Source organism: Paraglaciecola sp. 20A4, from assembly GCF_011378905.1.
Classification (GTDB): domain Bacteria; phylum Pseudomonadota; class Gammaproteobacteria; order Enterobacterales; family Alteromonadaceae; genus Paraglaciecola.
In genome coordinates this window covers 1-3710 of sequence record NZ_WTPY01000058.1, presented here as the reverse complement: position 1 = coordinate 3710, position 3710 = coordinate 1, and the positions used below count along the sequence as shown (strand labels likewise).

The 3710-nt window shown below is 39.9% G+C and carries 3 protein-coding genes and 1 pseudogene; 1 reads left to right on the top strand and 3 read right to left on the bottom strand.

Translation table 11 applies throughout. The features are described from left to right. The first annotated feature begins 456 nt into the window (after positions 1-456). Positions 457-1413, top strand: coding sequence for an IS110 family transposase (locus GQS54_RS22705; RefSeq protein WP_166426195.1), 957 nt, complete (start codon positions 457-459; stop codon positions 1411-1413). 22 nt (positions 1414-1435) lie between these two features. On the opposite strand, the gene GQS54_RS22700 is transcribed toward GQS54_RS22705, so the two are convergent. The 3 genes and pseudogenes from GQS54_RS22700 to GQS54_RS22690 all read right to left on the bottom strand — a co-directional run. Next, on the bottom strand, positions 1436-2272 hold the full coding sequence (locus GQS54_RS22700; protein WP_205967894.1) for a serine protease: 837 nt from the start codon (positions 2270-2272) through the stop codon (positions 1436-1438). Positions 2273-2363: 91 nt separating this feature from the next. Further along, positions 2364-2891, bottom strand: a complete 528-nt coding sequence (locus GQS54_RS22695; protein WP_166426194.1) for a hypothetical protein — start codon at positions 2889-2891, stop codon at positions 2364-2366. A 494-nt stretch (positions 2892-3385) separates the two neighbouring features. Further along, positions 3386-3710 (bottom strand): annotated as a pseudogene (locus GQS54_RS22690) (transposase); the annotation flags it as partial.

Genomic DNA, 3710 nt, shown 5'->3' with positions numbered 1-3710 from the left:
GCCTCAAATTACGTTGCTGCGTGAAATCTGAGACAATATTCCACTAGAAAATGATTTTTACAGGCTGTATGAACATAAAAATCATCCGTCATTTACCACTTTGGAGTAATTCTACAGCCTCAACGCCTTGCTAAGAGGCAAAATATAGTTGGTTAAAATTAGCGAGGCACGAGCAACAAACCAACTGTATTCTGTCCTGCTTGAGCAACTTGTATGGATAATAACTCAGGTAAATCATCCTGATTTTAATCGGGGTGAGGTAAAGTGAGACCCAAGCTTTAGCAGCAACTAAAGCCTTCTTTTGTGGTAGTTCGATTGATTGATGGCTCCTCAGTTGAGAGACCGATAACAAGAAAGAACGCCACAAAGGACTCCAAGCAAAACACTCGAATAGTCTACTGGGTCTCTGACTAACCGGTTACCGGACCGCATTATACAAGTAAGAGTTAGCTTATTATGAATACAAAAACAAATCAAAGCGTTAACGTGGGTGTCGATATAGGCAAGTTTCAATTAGATATTTACATTCGCCCTCTCGATATTTATTTCACCGTTTCTAATGATGAAAAAGGTATCAAAGAAGCCATAAAAATAATCAAACAACACTCACCTGGGCGCATTATTATTGAAACGACTGGCCGATTAGAAATGCCGTTTATTATCGCATGTGCAAATGCCAATTTACCCTTCGTTGTCGCCAATCCTATTCACATTAAACGCTTTGCTGGTGCGATAGGTCAGCGGGCTAAAACAGACAAACTAGATGCTCAACTGATTGCTCATTACGGTGAGGCGATTCAGCCTAAGTTATCTCAACTCAAACCAGATACGATGCAGGCCATGAGTGATTTAGTCGGAAGGCGAAATCAATTACTCGTCATGCAAACGATGGAAAAAAACCGTCTTCAAATCCTTCCAAAAGAACTAGCTATGACCATCAAACCTATTCTCACCGTCTTTAAAAACCAGATAACCAAAATTGAGAATAAGATCGTCGCGCTCATAGAATCGTGTCCTGATTATCAAGCGAAGAACTGCATCTTACAAAGCATGAAAGGAATAGGCAGAATAGCCTCCGCTTCTATCATCAGTAACTTGCCAGAGTTAGGATATATAACCAACAAACAAGCGTCTGCGTTAGTCGGTGTGGCACCCATGAATCGAGAAAGTGGACGCTATAAAGGGCTGCGGAAAATCCAAGGAGGCAGGCATCAAGTCAGGACTGTTTTGTATATGGCGATGATGTCAGCGATACAAAGTAACCCCGTATTCAAGGAAACATATCAACGATTGGTCGCTGCTGGTAAGCCTAAGAAAGTGGCTATTATTGCCTGCATTAGAAAGATGGTCGTTATCTTAAATTCGATGCTAAGAGATGGGGTCATGTGGGAAGCGCCAAAGGCTACAAATTAGCTATTGACGCCATAGTCTCTTGTTAGCTGCCACCATTAAGTATCTGATTGGCAACTGGCAAACAACCTAGAGACAAACAGATAGTAGAACCAGCAGGCACCTTGAGCGAAGTATCGTTAGATTGCGAGGCACTTGTTACGGAACGCTGAGTTATAACTCCTACAACTTCGCCATTTCTATTAATTACCGGTCCACCACTTGCCCCTGAATGCATTCCATTGTCCGCATAGAAACTAGCGGTCTCTACTGAAAGGCCTAATGCGTCATTTCTAGATACTAATTTTCTAAGGTTACCGACCACAGAGCGCTTTATTAGGGGGCCCATCATGTCCGCAATGAAGCCTTTGTTCATTGCTTCTTTAAATTCTTTTACACCCTTAATGTCTTCTTTCATTAAGTTTGCAAAATCAAAAGACATCACTAATTCTTCGGGGTAACCCGCAAGAAAGACTTCTTCACCAAGATCTGGTGAGCCTGATGTGGTAATAAGATATGGGAATGTTTCGTGAGTTTCTTGCTTTGGATGAATTACTGATATATCCAATTGAAGCTCTTCATTAAAACCTTCACATTCAATGTTAAAACCACAAAAAACAACTTTATATTCGAGCACTGCTATATCAGGAAACTTAACAAATATTTTTACATTGGGATCTTCTATGTCTTTTTTTAGTAACGGAAATCTTCCAGTGATTACATGCCCTGCAGTAACAACTTGCCCCTGTTCGTTAAGTGAAAAACCTGTTCCCTCACTTATTTTTTCATCACCTAAAAAGACTGTAATGAAGCAACAAGCTTTGTTTATTTTTTTGTATAAGTCCGTGTACATATTCAAAGTCCAGAAAATTTTCAGTGGCAACTAACGCCCTGTTAACAGGCAAAAAATAGTTGGTTAAAATTAGCGACGAAGGAGCAAAACCAACTGTTTTTTGTCCTTGTTTAACAGCTTGTTATAACTCAACTGCTACATCTGCTAGTTTACTTCTAAAATTAGCAGTTATTAATTCAAATGCATTTTGTTCTGCACAAAATGCATCCAAGTTATCAGGTGTTGCAGCTATTTCCCCGTTGCAATACTTTAATACAACACCCCGTTTATCCATAACAACTCCAAATGCCTCTTTAAGTTCAGGGAAATACAAATTTAAGATAGCTTGAAATTTTTGGTGATCGCCTTTTTCTTGTAGAGAGTTTTCAGAGGCAGCACTTTGAACCACAGTAGCGTTGGCTTCACCTTTAAATACAGGGATAAATCGAAGATATAAGCAAGTAATATCCATTTCCCATTTCTGAAATAGAATAAACATCTCTTCAAGTTTCTTCTTTTTTAATTCAAGACTCCGAACATTAGCTTCGTTTTCAAATTGAATTTTAAGCCTTTTCTCTTGAGCTTTATTAGAAATGTGCACACCCAAAAGTGCCGACAAAGCACTAATTACAGCAGTCAATATTGTCCACGGAACAGTTATTTTATCCACCCAGCCTTCCTTGAGTTATAACTACTTAGTGATTATACGGCACGTAGTGTGTGACGAATAATCACCTTGTTGGACAAAGCCGAGACTCCGCCCTTAAATTTATTGGTACTTTTTATGCTAATGGAATTTGTATTTAAAAGGAATAACTGATGTCGTATGAAGGGCAAGTTTATTCGCGTACATATCTGCCATCGTGGGCGATATAGTTATGTTAAACACGTTACTGAACAACATATTCCCACCTGTTTATTTTGTTTCCCATGCAATAGGCCAGCCTGCCCCGTGACAGTGATTTACCTGCCATGTTGCTGCGTGTTTGTCGGTCTGTATTAGTCCGTCATACAATAATCTTAACCACTTGATATCCTCTGGACATTAATAGAAGGCAAGGCGATTGACATCAACATCAGCACACCTGCTTTACAAGCCGGACAAGGCCAACATTTAGCTGGTTGCTTTGTTTCATCATCGGCCTTTTGCTCTGCTAAGTCCGGTAATTGTCGTCGAATGAAATCTAATCTTTTACGCCTACAACAATTGGCTAAAAAACCAAAGTGCCTTATTCGCATCAAACCTTTGGGCAGAATATGACTGAGGTAGCGCCGAATGAATTCCTCACCTGTCAGTACCATTTTTTTATGTCGATTATCATCAGCATAATCTTTATAGCTGAAGGTAACCCTATCCTCGTCTATACGCTGCAATCGCGACTCATTAAGCATGCCTTTTTTCGTATAACGCCCCAGATAACGAATGACCGTTTTGGGCTGACATAAACAGGGTTTGCTATACACAGACCACGGTTTACTCATCAGCAAC

What these genes read in the sequence shown, in the direction of transcription:
- GQS54_RS22705 (WP_166426195.1), top strand. Translation starts at nt 457, where the DNA reads ATGAATACAAAAACAAATCAAAGCGTTAACGTGGGTGTCGATATAGGC.